This is a genomic window from Dryocola boscaweniae (genome assembly GCF_025215095.1).
Lineage (GTDB): Bacteria > Pseudomonadota > Gammaproteobacteria > Enterobacterales > Enterobacteriaceae > Dryocola > Dryocola boscaweniae.
In genome coordinates this window covers 15,106-31,639 of sequence record NZ_JALHAP010000077.1, presented here as the reverse complement: position 1 = coordinate 31,639, position 16,534 = coordinate 15,106, and the positions used below count along the sequence as shown (strand labels likewise).

At 52.6% G+C, this 16,534-nt stretch carries 12 protein-coding genes and 2 pseudogenes; 9 read left to right on the top strand and 5 right to left on the bottom strand.

What is annotated here, in order from left to right:
• Positions 1-52: 52 nt before the first annotated feature.
• Positions 53-1,081 (bottom strand): aldo/keto reductase, encoded by a 1,029-nt coding sequence (locus MUA00_RS09740; RefSeq protein ID WP_271123069.1) that lies wholly within the window; start codon positions 1,079-1,081, stop codon positions 53-55.
• Positions 1,082-1,265: 184 nt separating this feature from the next.
• Between MUA00_RS09740 and MUA00_RS09735 the strand changes: the two genes are divergently transcribed.
• Positions 1,266-2,774, top strand: a complete 1,509-nt coding sequence (locus MUA00_RS09735) for an acyl CoA:acetate/3-ketoacid CoA transferase (protein ID WP_271123070.1) — start codon at positions 1,266-1,268, stop codon at positions 2,772-2,774.
• A 21-nt stretch (positions 2,775-2,795) separates the two neighbouring features.
• Here MUA00_RS09735 and MUA00_RS09730 read toward each other — a convergent pair whose 3' ends face one another.
• On the bottom strand, positions 2,796-3,440 hold the full coding sequence (locus MUA00_RS09730) for a TetR/AcrR family transcriptional regulator (protein WP_271123071.1): 645 nt from the start codon (positions 3,438-3,440) through the stop codon (positions 2,796-2,798).
• 333 nt (positions 3,441-3,773) lie between these two features.
• Here MUA00_RS09730 and MUA00_RS09725 point away from each other — a divergent pair, with 333 nt between their 5' ends.
• From MUA00_RS09725 to MUA00_RS09705, 5 genes are all read left to right on the top strand, one after another.
• A complete protein-coding gene (locus MUA00_RS09725) occupies positions 3,774-5,291 on the top strand; it encodes an aldehyde dehydrogenase family protein (RefSeq protein WP_271123072.1) in 1,518 nt (505 codons plus the stop codon).
• Positions 5,292-5,312: 21 nt separating this feature from the next.
• Positions 5,313-6,899 (top strand): GMC family oxidoreductase, encoded by a 1,587-nt coding sequence (locus MUA00_RS09720; protein ID WP_271123073.1) that lies wholly within the window; start codon positions 5,313-5,315, stop codon positions 6,897-6,899.
• Between the two features lie 113 nt (positions 6,900-7,012).
• A complete protein-coding gene (locus MUA00_RS09715) occupies positions 7,013-7,762 on the top strand; it encodes an electron transfer flavoprotein subunit beta/FixA family protein (RefSeq protein WP_271123074.1) in 750 nt (249 codons plus the stop codon).
• Between the two features lies 1 nt (position 7,763).
• Positions 7,764-8,693 carry an electron transfer flavoprotein subunit alpha/FixB family protein gene (locus tag MUA00_RS09710; RefSeq protein WP_271123075.1) on the top strand — a complete coding sequence of 310 codons (930 nt, stop codon included), beginning with the start codon at positions 7,764-7,766 and terminating at the stop codon, positions 8,691-8,693.
• Positions 8,694-8,717: 24 nt separating this feature from the next.
• Positions 8,718-10,379, top strand: a complete 1,662-nt coding sequence (locus MUA00_RS09705; protein WP_271123076.1) for an electron transfer flavoprotein-ubiquinone oxidoreductase — start codon at positions 8,718-8,720, stop codon at positions 10,377-10,379.
• A 131-nt stretch (positions 10,380-10,510) separates the two neighbouring features.
• On the opposite strand, the gene MUA00_RS09700 is transcribed toward MUA00_RS09705, so the two are convergent.
• Positions 10,511-11,644 (bottom strand): acyl-CoA dehydrogenase family protein, encoded by a 1,134-nt coding sequence (locus MUA00_RS09700; RefSeq protein WP_271123077.1) that lies wholly within the window; start codon positions 11,642-11,644, stop codon positions 10,511-10,513.
• A 275-nt stretch (positions 11,645-11,919) separates the two neighbouring features.
• Between MUA00_RS09700 and MUA00_RS09695 the strand changes: the two genes are divergently transcribed.
• Entirely contained in the window at positions 11,920-13,083 is a 1,164-nt protein-coding gene (locus MUA00_RS09695) for a dihydrodipicolinate synthase family protein (protein WP_271123078.1), read from the top strand.
• 59 nt (positions 13,084-13,142) lie between these two features.
• Here the strand turns inward: MUA00_RS09695 and MUA00_RS09690 are convergent, their stop codons facing one another.
• Together MUA00_RS09690 and MUA00_RS09685 are read right to left on the bottom strand one after the other, a co-directional pair.
• A complete protein-coding gene (locus MUA00_RS09690; RefSeq protein WP_271123079.1) occupies positions 13,143-13,976 on the bottom strand; it encodes a sugar phosphate isomerase/epimerase family protein in 834 nt (277 codons plus the stop codon).
• 271 nt (positions 13,977-14,247) lie between these two features.
• Positions 14,248-14,397: pseudogene (locus MUA00_RS09685) on the bottom strand (IS3 family transposase); the annotation flags it as partial.
• A 96-nt stretch (positions 14,398-14,493) separates the two neighbouring features.
• Here MUA00_RS09685 and MUA00_RS09680 point away from each other — a divergent pair.
• Positions 14,494-14,697, top strand: a pseudogene (locus tag MUA00_RS09680) (transposase); the annotation flags it as partial.
• Between the two features lie 670 nt (positions 14,698-15,367).
• Positions 15,368-16,465 (top strand): acyltransferase family protein, encoded by a 1,098-nt coding sequence (locus tag MUA00_RS09675; protein ID WP_271123080.1) that lies wholly within the window; start codon positions 15,368-15,370, stop codon positions 16,463-16,465.
• Positions 16,466-16,534: the final 69 nt, after the last annotated feature.

Sequence of the window (16,534 nt, the reverse complement as noted above, 5' to 3'; positions counted from 1 at the left end):
CAGAAGCAAAAAGGTGCTCTTTAAGAGCACCTTTTTTATATGGCATCTTTCCTCAGGCTTGCCGGTCCGCCGGCGTCGGTGCGCCCTCATCAAGCAGCCCCTGCTTTTGTAGCGATCGCCAGAAATCATCCGGGATCGGCGCGGCAATCCACTCCAGGCAGTTTTCCAGCTGCGCAACGTTACGGGTGCCGGGAACGATGGTCGGCACAGCCGGATGGGCCAGAACGAACTGCAGCGCCGCCGCCGGCAGGCTTACATGATAATCACGACAGACGTTTTCAATTTTTCTGACCTTTTCCAGAATCGCTTTACTGGCCGGGCCATAGTTATATTTGGCGTTCTCAACGGCGCCGGTGGCAAGGATGCCGCTGTTAAACCCACCGCCGATAACCACCGCCGCATTGCGCTCTTCACACAGCGGCAGGAACGCTTTTAATGCCTCCTGCTCCAGCAATGTATAGCGTCCGGCCAGCAGGAAGCAGTCAAAATCGGCTTCCTTCAGCGCCGCATGGCACACTTCCCATTCGTTGACGCCCATTCCTACGGCTTTAATAACGCCTTCAGCCCGCAGCTGCGCCAGCGCACGCCATGCGCCTTCCATTGCCTGACGAAAATAGTGCGGCTGCTTATCGCCGTGGGTATAAAAATCGCAGTCGTGAATAAAGGCGATATCGATATGCTCCAGCGCCATGCGCTGCAGGCTGTCTTCAATGGAGCGCATAGTTCCTGAATAAGAGTAATCAAAAATCGCCTCAAACGGCAGCGGGTTGACCCATACCCCGGAGTCGATCTCGCTGCGTTTTTTAGGTTTTAACAGGCGACCCACTTTGGTGGACAAAACATATTCATCACGCGGATACCAGCGCAGCCCGTGCCCCACCCTTGCTTCGCTCAGGCCATGGCCATACATCGGCGCAGTATCAAAATAGCGCAGGCCGCTGTCCCAGGCCTGATGGATCATGTTTTCTGATTCCTGCTCGCTGATGGGGCGAAAAATATTGCCAATCGGCGCGGCGCCGTAGCCCATTGCGGTGACCTGAATATCTGTACGACCAAAAGCATTTTTCTGTGATGGAACCATCTGTTTGCTCCCGCGTTAAGATGACGTTAATTAACTAACAAGATAGTTATAACAGAGACAATGTTGTGAAAATGTTATCTGGGTAACAAAGCGCCATTAATTACGTTGATCCTTTATTTCTTTTCTGCGATTGTAACTAAATAGTTACTTTATTGCGTAGTGTATGACAAAGAGGATAGCGAGAATGCATGGCAAACTGAAAAGCGTCGATCAAGCCGTTGCTTTGATTAAAGATAACTCAACCGTTGCCTTCACCGGATCGGGAGGTGGTCTGCTGGAGTCGGACTATGTCATGGCGGCCATCGCGACGCGCTATCGTGAAACCGGACACCCCCGCAATCTCACTCTTATTCATGCCTTAGGCATCGGCAACGGTAAGGGATCGGGCCTGGGGCGTCTGGCTATCCCGGGGCTGGTAAAAAGGGTCATCGGCGGGCACTGGTCCTGGTCATCCGAGCTACAAAAAATGGCGCGTGATAACAAAATCGAAGCCTATTGTTTACCCACCGGGATAATCATGACGCTGTATCGCGAAAGCGGCGCCGGTCGTCCGGGCGTCATTTCAAGCGTGGGCCTGGGGACTTTTGTCGATCCGCTTATCAGCGGCGGAAAGTGCAACGATATCACCTGCGAAGATATCGTTTCGCGCATCGAACTCGACGGTAAAACCTGGCTGCATTACAAGCCGTTCAAGGTAGATGTGGCGGTGATTCACGGTTCACAGGCGGATGTAGTCGCCAATATTTCCACCAGCGAAGAGCCGGCCGAGCTGGATACCTACGCGGTGGCGTTAGCTGCGCACAATAATAACGGCATGGTGATAGCTCAGGTGAAATCGACCGCCAGCGAACACTTTGTGCCAGCCCGTAAAGTGACGGTACCCGGTGTGATGATTGACCATATCGTGGAATGCCCTGCGCAGTGGCAGAGCTATCTTGCCGAATACGATCCGGCTATTTCCGGTCAGGTCGCGCCGCCGGATGAATATCCGCTCGAAGAACCTGTGGAAGGCATTCGCCGCCTGATTTCAGGGCTGGCGGTGCGTGAACTGCAACCCAATATGCGCGTCAATTACGGGTTCGGTATTCCCGGCGGCATCTCGGCGATGGCGGAAAAATCCCTGGTAAGCTCCTGCTGGCAGATGGTGGAGCAAGGCATTCATAACGGCCAGCTTCTCGATGGCGCGCTGTTCGGCGCGGCAAAATATCCGCACGCCATCGTCAGCTCTCTCGATCAGTTCGATCTGTTTTGCGGTGGCGGTCTGGACATTACCTTTTTGGGAATGGGCGAAATGGACGCCGAAGGCAACGTGAACGTCTCGCAGCTTGGCGATACCATCGTCGGGCCAGGGGGCTTTATTGATATTACCTGCGGAGCCAAAAAAGTGGTCTTCTGCGGCACCTTCGAAGCAAAAGGTTTGCAGGTTTGCCAGCAGGGCGACCGTTTACAAATCGAATCTCACGGCCAGATCCCCAAGCTGGTGCAGAAAGTTCGACATATCACTTTCAGCGGGCCTGAGGCCATAAAACGCGGGCAGGAAGTGCTGTATATTACGGAACGCGCCATTTTCAAACTGACGGAAGAAGGCGTGGAGCTGATTGCGGTGGTCAGCGGGGTTAATCTTGAAGAAGACATTTTGCAGCGTATGCAATTTAGTCCAAAAGTCATTCACCCCGCCACTGTATCTCTCTGAATTGTTAAGATAATGCGGGTATCAGGGCTGTAATATCCGCATTATCGTTTCGACGTTGAAATCAAGGCGCTGTTGCAGGGAATCCGCATCCATGAAATTGCGGTCAAACAAAATGGCGCCGGTATATTTGTTATTAAAGTAATAATAATTTACCGCCGCTATGGTAATCACCAGTTGCTCAGGATCGACACCCGCTCTGAAAACTCCCTGCTCAACGCCGCGCTCAAGAATACCCTGCATTAACGTCACCATGGATTTCTGCGCGGACTTAATCGCCACCGATTTTTTCAGGTGCACGGCGCGATGAAGATTCTCGCTGTTTACTAGCGTCAGAAACTCCGGGTTTTTCAGGTAGTAATTCCAGGTAAATCTGACCAGCGTTTCGACCGCTTCCTGCGGCTCCAGGCTTTCGAGATTTAATTTTTTTTCAGCGGCGCGAATATCAAGATAGGAGTCTTCAACGACCTTCTGAAAAAGCTGCTCCTTGCTACCAAAATAGTGATAAATCATTCGTTTATTTGACTTCGACTTTTCAGCAACAACGTCAATACGTGCGCCGCCGAGCCCTTTTTGCGCGAACTCTCGTTTAGCTGCTTTCAGGATCCGGTTTTGTGTCGCAATAGGGTCGCGGACCTGTGGTGTTTTTTCAGAAGCTGATTTAATCATTACATCATTTTGGTTGCGGATCTGGCTGATGATTAACCCTTACTCATTGGCGGAAATCAAGAAAAATTTTTGCGTAATATTCTTTCTGCAAGCCGCTTAACAATTTCATTACAAGGGACGGCGATTCCTTATCCAAGGCAAAAACACCGTGCTAACATATGTAACTATATAGTTATATAAATTTATTTTTATGGTTTTAAAACAGTAGGATAAAAGTAACTAACATTCTTTTTATCTTGCCAGCCTTCAGCACAAACCGCGCAGAATGACCATTAACACGCACAGGCTCTTACCGACCGGTAAGGAATGCTATGAACTATGGGAAAGAGGATTATGAGCAATACATTTCATCATGTAGACGTTAACCACCCTTTGCTGCCTGAAAAAGCACGTGAATTTCAGATGTTCATCAACGGCAAATGGACCAAGGGTCATAGCAGCGAGAATTTTGTCCGTAAAAGCCCGGCGCACGATATTGTGGTTAGCACCTATCCGGCCGGAACCGCCGAAGACGTTGATGACGCGGTAAAAGCCGCCCGCGAAGCCTTTGACTCCGGCAAATGGTCACGTATCAGCGGCGGCGCACGGGCAACGGTTATGCTGAAAACCGCGCAGCTCATTCGTGAGAACCTGGCCGAGCTGGCGCTGCTCGAAACGCTGGAAACCGGTAAGCCCCTTACCCAGTCCCGCGGCGAGATCCAGGGCGCGGCGGATATCTGGGAATATGCGGCCGGGCTGGCGCGCAGCGTTAACGGCGACAGCTTTAATAACCTCGGCGACAATATGCTGGGTCTGGTTACGCGCGAACCCATCGGCGTAGTCGGCGTTATTACGCCGTGGAACTTCCCTTTCTTTATCGGCGCGGAGCGTTACCCCTATATTCTGGCGGCGGGCTGTACGCTGGTGGCGAAAGCCGCCGAAATTACCTCCGGCACCACGCTGCTGCTGGCGGGTATTCTTAAAGAAGCGGGCCTGCCCGACGGCGTGTTTAACGTCGTTACCGGCAGCGGTTCGGTAGTGGGTCAACGCATCACCGAGCATAGCGACATCGATATGGTGTCCTTTACCGGCTCCACCGCCGTCGGCCAGATGGCCCTGCAGGCTTCGGCAAAAAACATTAAGCGCCTGGGGCTGGAGCTTGGTGGCAAAAACCCGCAGGTCGTTTTCGCTGATGCCGATATGGACGCGGCCCTCGACGGCACGTTATTTGGCTTCCTGTTCAACACCGGACAGTGCTGCGTAAGCGGCAGCCGTTTGCTGGTTGAACGTTCAATCCATGCGGAATTCTGCCGGAAGCTGGTTGAACGCGCGAAGAAAGTGCAAAGCGGCGACCCGCTAAACGAAAGCACGCAGATTGGCGCGATTATCACCGAGAAACACTACCAGACCGTGCTGGGCTATATCGAGCAGGGAAAAAAAGAGGGAGCCCAGCTGCTTACCGGCGGCAGCGCGGTTAAGACAGACAAAGGCCTGTTTATCGAACCCACCATTTTTGATGATGTTACCCCGGTGATGACCGTTTTCCGCGAAGAGATCTTCGGTCCGGTGCTTTGCGTAACGCCTTTTGACAGCTATGAAGAGGCCATCAGGATCGCCAATGATACCTGCTACGGGCTGGCGGCCAGCGTCTGGACCTCCAATCTGGATAAAGCGGTACAGGGATTCCGCGATCTGAAAGCGGGCAGACTGTGGGTGAATACCACTATCGCCGGCGGCCCTGAACTGCCTTCCGGCGGCTTTAAGCAATCGGGCATCGGACGTGAAAGCGGCAGCTACGGCCTTGATGAATATACCGAAATTAAATCCGTGCATATCCAGTTAGGCAAGCGCGCCAAATGGCTCGCTGAATGATTTTTGGGCAGGGGATTAAACATGTACGACTTCATTATTATTGGCGGCGGTTCGGCGGGTAGCGTTCTCGCGTCACGCTTAAGCGAAAACGCCGACTGTAAGGTATTGCTGGTTGAGGCAGGCCCGAAAGACAGCAACCCTTATATCCATTTGCCCGTCGGCTTTAGCAAACTTACCGCCGGGCCGCTGACCTGGGGTTATAAAACCGTATCCCAGCCTCAGCTTGGCAACCGGGAACTGCTGTTTGCTCAGGGGCGCGTGCTGGGAGGCGGCAGCTCAATCAACGCCGAAGTGTTCACCCGCGGCACGCCCGCGGATTACGATCGCTGGGCCGCGGAAGAAGGCTGCGAAGGCTGGTCGTTTGCCGATATTCAGCGCTATTTCATTAAATCCGAAGATAACGATACTTTTTCAGATGCCTGGCACGGCTCGGGCGGACCTCTGGGCGTTTCCAGCCCGGTCAGCGCCAATCTGATGAGCAAAACCTTCAGCAAAGCCTGTCAGCAGGCGGGTCTGCCGTATAACCCTGACTTCAACGGCGCCACGCAGGCTGGCTGTGGCCTGTATCAAACCACAACCCGCAACGCCCGCCGCTGTTCTGCAGCGGTGGGTTACCTTAAAGACGCGGGCCGGCGCGGTAACCTCACCATTAAAACCGGCTGCCATATTTCACGTCTGATAATTGATAACAATCGCGCCGTTGGCGTGGAGATTTATCAGGATGGTAAGCGCCAGCTGCTGCACGCCAGCCGCGAAGTTATCGTTAGCGCTGGCGCTATTGGTTCGCCTAAGCTGCTGCAACTTTCGGGCATTGGCGCGGCGGATGAGCTGACGAAAAAAGGGATTTCGGTGGCGGTGGATCTGCCCGGCGTTGGGGAGAACCTGCAGGACCATCTTGGCGTCGACCTGATCTTCGAACTTAGCAACGCCCTTAGCTACGACAAGTACAAAAAGACGCACTGGATGCTGTGGGCCGGGCTGGAATATATGCTGTTCCGCAAAGGGCCGGTGTGTTCGAATATTGTTGAAGGCGGTGCGTTCTGGTATGCCGATAAGCAGTCCGTTAATCCGGATACGCAAATCCATTTCCTGGCGGGCGCGGGCGTAGAAGCCGGTATCGAACCGGTGCCTTCCGGTTCGGGCGTCACTATCAACAGCTATTTTCTGCGTCCGCGCAGCCGTGGCCGGGTGATTTTGCGAACCGCAGACTCCAGCGATGCCCCGCTTATTGACCCCAATTATCTCAGCGATCCCTACGATCTGAAAATGACCATTGAGGGATGCAAGCTGATGCGCAATATCATGCAGCAAAGCGCGTTCTCGCCCTATATTCGCCGTGAGCATATGCCCGGCAGCGAGGCGCAAAGCGACAAGGATCTGGAAAACTACATCCGCAATTTTGCGCGCACCTGCTATCACCCGGTGGGAACCTGCAAAATGGGAATCGACGAGATGGCGGTCGTCGATACGCAGTTGCGCGTCCGGGGTATCGAGGGGCTGCGCGTGGTGGACTCCTCGGTGATGCCAAGCCTGGTCAGCTCCAATACCAATGCGCCGACGATTATGATTGCAGAGAAAGCAAGCGATCTGATTATCGCGTCGAACTGATCACAAATTGCTGCCCATGTGCTTATCCATGGGCAAAAATCGGTTGATTAAATAACTAAATAGTTATTTACTTAAATTGAACAGAACATGTGAAAACATCCCGAGAGGTAGCGATGAAAATTCTCGTCCCCGTTAAACGCGTTGTCGATCATAACGTAAAAATCAGGGTTAAAAGCGATGGCAGCCAGCTCGATCTGGCCAACGCGAAAATGGCGCTCAACCCTTTCTGCGAGATTGCGGTTGAAGAAGCCATTCGCCTGAAAGAGAAAGGGCTGGCCAGTGAGATTGTGGTGGTGACTATCGGCCCGGACATCGCCCAGGAACAGCTGCGCAGCGCGTTAGCCATGGGCGCCGATCGTGGATTGTTAATCTCCACCGAGCAGGCCCTTGAGCCCATTAACCTGGCGAAGCTGCTGGCGAAAGTCGTCGAGCAGGAACAGCCGTCGTTAATCCTGATGGGGAAACAGTCTATAGACGGCGACAACAACCAAACCGGGCAGATGCTCGCCGCGCTTTGCGGCTATCCGCAGGGAACCTTCGCCGCAGAAGTTGGCATTGATAATAACCGGGCTATCGTTACGCGTGAGATTGACGGCGGCCTGCAAACCCTGTCCCTGTCGCTCCCGGCCATCATCACTACCGACCTGCGTCTTAACCAACCACGCTATACCTCCCTGCCCAACATGATGAAGGCCAAGAAGAAGCCGCTCAGCATCAGGCCGGTTGAGGAATATAACCTTGAACTACGTCCGCACACGACGCTGTTAAAAGTAGAAGCCCCGCCGGCGCGCGAGGCAGGCGTACGCGTCGATAGCGTGGATGAACTGTTGAACAAGCTGAAAAACGAAGCGAAGGTGATTTGATATGGCTACTCTACTTCTCGTCGAACATGACAATAACCAGCTCAACGCGGTGACTTTTAACGCCGTCAGCGCCGCCCGGGAGCTTGGCGGCGACATTACCCTGCTGGTGGCGGGCGAAAATTGCCGCGCGGTAGCGGAAAAAGCGGCGCGCATTGAGGGCGTGTCAAAAGTATTGCTGGCGGACAACGCCGCCTGTAAAAATCAGCTGGCTGAAAACGTTGCCGCACTGATTTTCTCACTGCGTGAGGGTTACAGCCATATCCTCGCCGTCGCCAACTCAAATGGTAAAAATATCCTGCCTCGCGTAGCGGTCCTGGCCGATGTCGCACAAATTTCCGACGTTATCTCGGTCATCAGCCCCAGCGTCTTCAAACGCCCAATTTATGCAGGCAGCGCCATCGCCACCGTCGAGAGCCACGACAAGCTGATGGTGCTGACCGTGCGTGCCTCCAGTTTCCCGGCGGCTCAAAACGGTGAATCCTCAGCGCCGATTGAAGAGGTAAGCGATGTCGTTAACCAGCCGGGTGCTGACTTCATTAGCGAAGAGCTGGCGCAGTCAGACCGTCCTCAGCTAGCTACCGCGCGCGTGGTGGTTTCCGGCGGTCGCGCGCTGGGCAGCCGCGAAAACTTTGCGTTGATCGAACAACTTGCCGACAAACTGCACGGCGCGGTCGGCGCATCGCGCGCGGCCGTTGACGCGGGCATGGTCGCCAACGACCTGCAGGTTGGACAGACCGGTAAGATTGTTGCGCCGGATCTCTATATCGCGGTGGGTATCTCTGGGGCGATTCAACACCTGGCGGGGATGAGTAATGCCAAAGTCATCGTTGCCATTAACAGTGACGAAGAAGCGCCGATTTTCAAAATCGCGGATTACAGCCTGGTGGGCGATCTGTTCGAGATTGTCCCGCAGCTGGTAGCAAAGCTCTGATTACCAAGGGGCAGGTAACGAAAGATGGAGGTTATGGTGGAACGTGAAACGATGGAATTCGACGTCCTCATCGTCGGGGGCGGCCCTGCCGGGCTGTCGGCAGCCTGCCGACTGATGCAGATGGCGCAGCGCGAAGAGCGCCAGTTGAGCGTTTGCGTTATTGAAAAAGGCGCCGAGATAGGCGCGCATATTCTTTCCGGGGCGCTGTTTGAGCCTCGGGCGCTCAACGAACTCTTTCCTGACTGGCAACAGCTCGGCGCGCCGCTGAACACTCCCGTCACTGAAGACGAACTGTTACTGTTACGCGATGGCGAAAAAGCCAGGAAGATCCCCGCCGCCTTTATACCTGCTCCGATGCACAACGAAGGTAACTATGTCATCAGCCTGGCGGATTTTTGCCGCTGGCTTGCCCGGCAGGCCGAGTCGCTGGGGGTGGATATTTTTCCGGGCTTTGCCGCCGCCAGTATTCTCTATGATGATGCGGGCGCGGTAGCTGGCGTCACGACCGGCGATATGGGCCTTAATGCCAAAGGGGAAGAAAAACCCGGTTTTACGCCGGGTATGAACCTGCAGGCGAAATATACGCTCTTCGCCGAAGGCTGCCGGGGCCATCTTGGCAAGCAGCTAATCGCCAATTATCAGCTTGATGCCGGTTCCGATCCGCAGCATTACGCGCTTGGTATTAAGGAACTGTGGGATATCCCGCCGGAAAAAAGCCGTCCCGGACATGTTATACATGCCTCCGGCTGGCCGCTTAATGACGAAACCTCGGGCGGCAGCTTTCTCTACCATACGGAAAACAACCAGGTCGTGGTTGGGCTGATTGTCGATCTCAACTACCGCAACCCCTGGCTAAGCCCGTTCGACGAGTTCCAGCGCATGAAGCACCACCCGGCCTTTAGCGAAACCCTAAGCGGCGGGAAACGTATATCTTACGGAGCGCGCGCCATTACTAAAGGGGGCATCAACGCGCTGCCGAAAATGCATTTTCCTGGCGGGTTGCTGATTGGCTGCGACGCGGGAACGCTAAACTTCGCCAAGATCAAAGGCAGCCATACGGCAATGAAAAGCGGGATGCTGGCGGCAGAAGCGGTGTATCAGGCCTTAGCGGCTACGCCCGATGAGAAAAGAGATCTTAGCGATTTCGCGCAGGCGTTTAGCGACTCATGGCTTGGAGAAGAGCTGCGCCAGTCGCGTAATTTTGGGCCGCTCTTGCATCGTTTCGGTACGGTGCTGGGCGGCGCATTCAACTATATCGAGCAAAACTGGTTTAAAGGAAAGCTGCCGTTCACTTTGCACGACAGGAAAGCGGACAATCTGCAGCTGCGTAGCGCTAAACAAAGCACGCCAATCAGCTATCCGAAGCCGGATAACCAACTTAGCTTTGACAAGCTCTCTTCCGTATATCTGGCTAATACGTCGCATGATGAGGATCAGCCGTGTCATCTTAAACTGAAAGATGCCGGGCTGTCCGTGCGGGAAACGCTGCCGCTTTTTGCCGAGCCGGCGCAGCGCTATTGCCCGGCGGGCGTTTATGAAATCATCACTCTTGAAGGCAAACCTAAATTGCAGATAAACGCGCAAAACTGCGTGCACTGTAAAACCTGCGACATTAAAGATCCATTCCAGAATATCGTCTGGACGGCGCCGGAAGGGGGAAGCGGCCCCAACTATCCTAATATGTGATGTTGCAACTTTCAGCCCCGGCAAGCGCCGGGGTTTTCTTTGCGTGCGATATCCACCCTTCCCTCTGCCCGCCCCGCATTACACGTAAAAAAAGCACCCCGTCAGGGGTGCTCAACCTTCTTTATCCGGCGCTACGCCAGTAGATTACGGCCGATAATCATGCGTTGGATCTGGTTAGTACCTTCATAGATTTGGGTGATCTTAGCATCACGATACAGACGCTCCACCTCAACGCCGCGAATATAACCGCCGCCGCCAAAGATTTGCACCGCATTACCGCTGTGAAGCACCGCGACATCGCCAGCAAAGCATTTAGCCATCGAGCAGGCAATTGACGTATCCGGCGCGTCGGTGTCAATTTTATACGCCGCGCTGTGCACCAGCAGACGCGCGGCTTCGGTGTCTTTGGCGATATCCGCCAGCATAAACTGCACGCCCTGGAAATCAGCGATCGGTTTACCGAACTGTTCGCGCTGTTTCGCATACTCAATGGCCGCTTCAAGCCCGGCGCGCGCAATGCCTACCGCCAGCGCGCCGATGCCCACGCGGCCTTTATTCAGTACGCTCATCATAATATGGAAGCCGCGGTTTTCAGGCCCCAGCAGCGCCTGGGCCGGCAGTTTTACCTGGTTGAAGTGTAACTCGCCGACCTGCGAGGAGCGCTGCCCCATTTTGTGTTCTTTTGCGCCACGGGAAACCCCTTCGCGGGAGCAGTCGACAATAAAGATGCTCATACCGCGGTGGCCGGCGTCTTTATCCGTACGCGCAAGTACAAAGGCGACATCGGCTACCGGCGCATTATGAATCCACAGCTTGCTGCCGCTCAGCACCCAGCCGTCTTCGGTACGCGTAGCGGTGGTTTTAATGCCCGATACGTCAGAACCGGCGCCGGCTTCGGTGATGCAATAAGCGCCTTTAATCGACGCGCTTAACAACCCCGGCAGCCACTGCTCGCGCTGTTCAGCATTCCCATATTTTGACAGCAGCGTTCCCAACAGCTCCACCAGTCCACACTGATCGGCGATGGAGGCATAGCCACGGGACAGCTCTTCCATTACCACGGCATAGGCTACCGCGTCCAGGCCCACGCCGCCGTACTCTTCCGGAACGGTGATGCCAAAAAGCCCCAGCTCGCCCATTTGCTGATATATCTCACCGGCAAAGCGTTCTTCACGATCCAGCTCTTCCGCCTGAGGGCGAATCACTTCGTCGGCAAACTTGCGGGTCATTTCGCGGATCTGTTGATGGGTTTCAGTCAAATACATGGTCGTCCTCCTGCCAGCTATTGGTCACATCGCTGCCCCGCAGCGATGCCTGAATATAATAAATAACTAGATAGTTACTACAATGGATGGATATTGATGTCAATCCTGTTAAATAATTGTTGTTAACTCTCCGACAATTATTCACATCAAAAGCGGTAACCCGGCTACGGGAAGCAGCCCGGGTTATCACTCTAGCCTTTTGTAACTTGACTTTTCATGGGTCGGAAAGTAAAGATAACAAGTAACTAAATAGATACTTAATGAAGGGAAAAAACATGCTGAATATTCATCTGCCAACGCCTGAGGGCATCATCGCTGATTATCGTCTGGTGACTACAGAAGAACGCGCTATCGCTATCTCACCTGCTTTTAATCGTATCGCCTATGCCGCCGCACACGTGGTCATAGATCCTCAGCACCAGGGAGCGGACTGGCTAAAAAACCCGCGCGTCGACTGGGATTCAACGCTGGCCTATCGGCATCATCTCTGGCGCCTGGGATTCAATATTGCCGAGGCGATGGACACCGCCCAGCGCGGCATGGGAATAAGCTGGGACATCGCCAGGGAGCTGATTGTCCGTACGCTACAGGAAGCGAAAACGGTGCCGGGCGCCGACCTTGCCGCCGGCGTGGGAACCGATCAGCTGGAGGCGGCCGAGGCTACGACGCTTGCACAGGTGATTGCAGCTTATGAAGAACAGATGGAGCTGGTGGAAAAACACAACGGGAAAATTATTCTGATGGCCAGCCGGGCGCTGGCGAAAGCGGCAAAAACGCCGCAGGATTATCTCGCCGTGTATAACCGCCTGCTTGAACAAAGCAAAGATAAAATTATCCTGCACTGGCTGGGCGATATGTTTGATCCGGCGCTGACCGGCTATTGGGGTTCGACGGAGTTTGAAACCGCAGCCGATACTGTGCTTGAGATCATCTCAAATAACATTGATAAAGTTGAGGGCATTAAGATTTCGCTGCTGAGTAAGGAAAAAGAGATCGATTTCCGTAAGCGCCTGCCATCACAGGTAAAAATGTTTACCGGCGACGATTTTAATTATCCGGAGCTGATCGAGGGAGAAGATGGCTATTACTCGCATGCTCTATTAGGCATTTTTGACGCCATTGCCCCGGTTGCCGCGGCCGCGCTCAACGAACTGGCGCAGGGCAATAAGAGCGAATACTACCGTCTGATGAACCCAACCGTTCCCCTATCGCGGGAAATCTTTAAGGCGCCGACGCAATATTACAAAGCGGGTATTGTGTTTCTTGCCTGGCTCAACGGTCATCAGCAACATTTCACAATGGCGGGGGGAATGCAGGCCGCGCGTGAAATTAGCCATTATGCCGAGATTTTCCGCCTGGCAGACCAGGCCGGTCTGCTGCAGAATCCTCAGTTGGCCACCCAGCGCATGCAAAGTCTGCTTAAGCTTTATGGCCTGTAAGCGCTGAAACTGCCGAGGTTAGTTTTCCCAGGGTTCAATACTCTGGGAAAATACAGGCGCTAACCAAATTCAAGGTGGCGCTGTTTACAAATGGCGAGCACCTCATCCGGATCCCGCTGCCACCAGTTGTTCTGTGAAAAAATTTCCACTTCATGCAGACCTGTATAGCCCATCGCCTCTACCGCCTGACGAAAGCCCCTGATATCTATCACGCCATCGCCCATCATCCCGCGATCCAGCAGCATATCTGTCGTCGGGGCCAGCCAGTCGCAAATATGAAAGGCCAACAGCCGACGCAGCCCCGCCCGTTCAATCTGCTGCTGAAACTGCGGGTCCCACCAGGTGTGATATAAATCAACCGCGATACCCAGTCCCGCATCCCCTAGTTCGTCGCACAGATCGTTAGCCTGCGCCAGCGTGTTTACGCATGCGCGCTCGGCGGCATACATGGGATGCAAAGGTTCAATCGCCAGCGGCATTCCCAGCGGGCGCGCATAGTCCAGCAGTTCGCTTAAGCCATCGCGCACCTGCTGCCTGGCGCCGGGCAAATCTTTGGAGCCGGCAGGTAGCCCGCCCACCACTAGCACCAGACAAGGCGCGCCAAGTTCAAGCGCTTCATCCACCGCCCGGCGATTATCCAGCGCTTTCTCACGACGTTCCTCGGGCGTGCTGCCGGGGAACATACCGCCACGACAGTAGCCGCTAAGAATCAGGTCGTGGTGGCGGATAAGACGCGCGGACGCTTTTAATCCCAGCGCCTGTACCTGGTCGCGCCATGGCGCTATACCGCGGATCTCATGCCGGGCGCACCCTTCAATGATCTGATCGAGTTTCCATCGCTGCCGCACCGTTGCGGTATTGAGGGACAGTTTATGGCTGTCGGGTTGAGTCATCTCTGTTACCTCGCTGTTTTCTTTGCCGTCAAATCGCAAAGTCCTGCCGACGGAAGAATTATTTTTGTTAACAAGGCATTGTAGAAATTAAGAGAGTAGATAAACACGATCAATATCACATAACTAACCAGTTAGTTATAAACAATCATAAGATTTTCGAAAAAAGGAGTAATTTTAAAACGCGTATGGCAAGAAAGGGTTTCGAATATGTAGTCACTTTTGAGTAATTTTTAGCTGTTTCGCCGCAGGATTCTGAATCGCCATGGATAGTCTAGATACTTCCGAGCCGTTGATAATATTGGTTTTCATATTCTGTCGGTGACATCTGATCGCTCGAACCATGCCGACGCTTACTGTTATAAAATATTTCGATGTAATCAAAAATATCGCTGCGCGCTTCTTCCCGCGTTCCGTAGATCTTGTGTACTGACTGCCCTGGTCCGAGTGTGTAGTGGATCGGTAATTAAGGACACCTCGAAATCCTGTTAATGTTAAAACAGTGAACATGAGGTGATGCATGATCAAAACTCGTCGGACTAAACGCATATTTTCTCCAGAGTTCAAACTCAAAGCTATCGAACAGGTTGTTAAATATCAGCGAGATGTTCGGGAAGTCGCGCAGGCGCTCGAACTCAATCTTCACCATTTGCGCAAATGGATACGGCGTTATAAGCAGGAACTTCAGGGTATTGAGCCCACCGGCAATGCTATTACACCAGAACACACAACAGATGATCGTCGATGCCCCCTTTCCCTTCACACTGCTCTCCCCGATTGATAGAGTGCGCGTAGGATACACCTGCCCAAGTATGATGCATGTAACGTTTTAAAATATGTGAATCTTCATTATTGCCGTCACCCGATTAACACATTCAGCAAAGACAGCTCAAACTATCTATATGTAACCTACAACTATTGGTGATCAGTCTGGTGGTCTTGGCAGAAAGGGAATTGAGGTTTAGTCTATTTATCAGCCAGTTACTGGCAAAGGCGATCCCAGTCAGAGGAGCCATATTTGAAAAAGCAGACGTCCACGGGCGCCTGCTTTTTTCGTTTTAAATCCCTTCCCCTGCCTGTTGCCCCCCATCTGAACCGCTCGCCGCGTTCTTAACCATCAGGTGACGGATATTAGAGAAAATATTTTATTGGTTTAGGTTTTGTTCAAACAGGCTGTGGAATGATTGCCCCTTTTCTTCTTGCAGGCTAAGCGATCATCATGCCAACTAACGCACCGTACACAGGCGAGTATCCGCTCTGGAACCCCTTCTTGCGTACCGACATTCTCGCCGGGCCTGGCGCCGCTGGTTTTATGCGCCACCGGTGCGTTCTGTCCTGCAAACCCTATGAAAAAAAATATCTTACAGGCAAAACAGAAACGGTAATTAAAACTGATGCAAACTAAACGTAATCATTTTTTTGATATTCTGCGCATCGTGTCAGTGCTTTTTGTGATCGCCTCACATTACGGCTATATGTTTGACAATAGTCCGACAATGACTTTTCCCCGAGAATATCTTACCTCCGGCATTGGACGTCTGGGTGTGTCATTTTTCTTTATGATATCTGGTGCGCTGGCCTGTTTGTCATTACAAAAATATGCCACGCGTGAGTATTATGTGCGCCGTATATACTCGGTACTGGTTCCTTATAATATCGTTTATTTCGCTATGGCAGTATTATTCCTGGTGCTGGGCGCCTACTTTTCTTATCCCGGAGATCCTCTGCGGGAGATTTTTATATTTAATAATCGCTCATTAACCGAATTGTTACCTTCTTTGTTTGGTTTTGATCACTACCTGCACGGCGTATATGGCCTGAATACACTCTATTTTACCGGTGAATGGTTTATTGGCTGTATTATCGTATTGTATGCCCTGTCACCATTAATTTATTACGCCATGACTCGCCATCCGCTACTGACCATGGCCGCCAGTATAATTATCACTCTTTTGGCTTATAACAAAAGCATCCCAAATCCCTACTGGTCAGCCCAGGTACGCATCAGTGATTTTACCTTTGGCATGCTGTTTATTCACCTGCAATCCCAAATCATACGGTATATCCGTATACTTGCGCCCTTGAGTGTACTTACCGTGGGTGCGGGTATCCTCATGGCTTACATCAGTCACCAACCGATACGTCAGATACTATTCCCTCTCGCTCCGGTAAGCCTGTTATTTGCTGCGGCATTCTTTTTTATTGTTCTGGCAATATATCTATTAATCTCTCCTTTAATTAATAAATTTAACGCTGGACAGATATTACTTAATATAGCATCACGAGCTTATCTTATTATGCTGCTACAGCATGTGATGATTATTTTTGCCAGTACTAATGTGGATATGTCCATACTGAATGGAAAGCAAGCTGTTCTTTTATTCCTTGCGATTCTATTTTGTATCGAACTAGTGTCTCGCCTGCTTAAGCCGCTGACAGTAAAAAGTGAACGTCTGCTTCTGAACTGGACATACGCCAGGCGTACAGTTTAGTTTCGCGTTAAACACACTGCCGTATGCTTTTTAACATGGCGTCTGCTAAATGCGACCATCTGTCCTACA

Bases quoted from the DNA above. Each gene is read 5' to 3' on its own strand.
- MUA00_RS09740 (WP_271123069.1), bottom strand. From the start codon at position 1,081: ATGGTTCCATCACAGAAAAATGCTTTTGGTCGTACAGATATTCAGGTC.
- MUA00_RS09735 (WP_271123070.1), top strand. From the start codon at position 1,266: ATGCATGGCAAACTGAAAAGCGTCGATCAAGCCGTTGCTTTGATTAAA.
- MUA00_RS09730 (WP_271123071.1), bottom strand. From the start codon at position 3,440: ATGATTAAATCAGCTTCTGAAAAAACACCACAGGTCCGCGACCCTATT.
- MUA00_RS09725 (WP_271123072.1), top strand. From the start codon at position 3,774: ATGAGCAATACATTTCATCATGTAGACGTTAACCACCCTTTGCTGCCT.
- MUA00_RS09720 (WP_271123073.1), top strand. From the start codon at position 5,313: ATGTACGACTTCATTATTATTGGCGGCGGTTCGGCGGGTAGCGTTCTC.
- MUA00_RS09715 (WP_271123074.1), top strand. From the start codon at position 7,013: ATGAAAATTCTCGTCCCCGTTAAACGCGTTGTCGATCATAACGTAAAA.
- MUA00_RS09710 (WP_271123075.1), top strand. From the start codon at position 7,764: ATGGCTACTCTACTTCTCGTCGAACATGACAATAACCAGCTCAACGCG.
- MUA00_RS09705 (WP_271123076.1), top strand. From the start codon at position 8,718: ATGGAGGTTATGGTGGAACGTGAAACGATGGAATTCGACGTCCTCATC.
- MUA00_RS09700 (WP_271123077.1), bottom strand. From the start codon at position 11,644: ATGTATTTGACTGAAACCCATCAACAGATCCGCGAAATGACCCGCAAG.
- MUA00_RS09695 (WP_271123078.1), top strand. From the start codon at position 11,920: ATGCTGAATATTCATCTGCCAACGCCTGAGGGCATCATCGCTGATTAT.
- MUA00_RS09690 (WP_271123079.1), bottom strand. From the start codon at position 13,976: ATGACTCAACCCGACAGCCATAAACTGTCCCTCAATACCGCAACGGTG.
- MUA00_RS09675 (WP_271123080.1), top strand. From the start codon at position 15,368: ATGCAAACTAAACGTAATCATTTTTTTGATATTCTGCGCATCGTGTCA.